This is a genomic window from Streptomyces sp. TRM70350 (assembly GCF_019219825.1).
In the GTDB taxonomy this organism is placed as follows: Bacteria; Actinomycetota; Actinomycetes; order Streptomycetales; family Streptomycetaceae; genus Streptomyces.
In genome coordinates this window covers 1-365 of the sequence record NZ_JAHUXH010000135.1, presented here as the reverse complement: position 1 = coordinate 365, position 365 = coordinate 1, and the positions used below count along the sequence as shown (strand labels likewise).

Here is a 365-nt window from a genome sequence, read left to right as displayed (position 1 = left end):
CATGGCCTCTGGCCACTATAGGGTGAGTGGTCAATACTGGACCCCGTACTCTTGGCCCCATGACGCGGTTGATCGTCGCAGCAGGAGGAGGAGGCGACGCAGTCGCCGCCGCAATGCTTGACGCCGCCCTGTACGGCGACGACAACGGCCGGGCGGTGATCTTCACGTACGCGTGGGACCGCCTGCTGATCGACCCGGTACCGGGCCCCCGAGGACCTGCGAACTTCACCGGCCTCGAACCCATCACTCCAGCCGTCTGGAAGGTGCCGGCGGAGGCCCGCCCGATCGCCCCGGCAGGCTCCACCTTGCCCCGGCTTGCGGCAGAGCTCCTCCACACTTTCGCGCTCATCGACCCGGGACACGGG

The 365-nt window shown here is 68.2% G+C and carries 1 protein-coding gene; it reads left to right on the top strand.

Going from position 1 to position 365, the window contains the following annotated elements; genetic code table 11:
- Positions 1-59: 59 nt before the first annotated feature.
- On the top strand, positions 60-365 hold a 306-nt coding region (locus KWI83_RS37920), incomplete at its 3' end, for a DUF1152 domain-containing protein (RefSeq protein ID WP_218518906.1).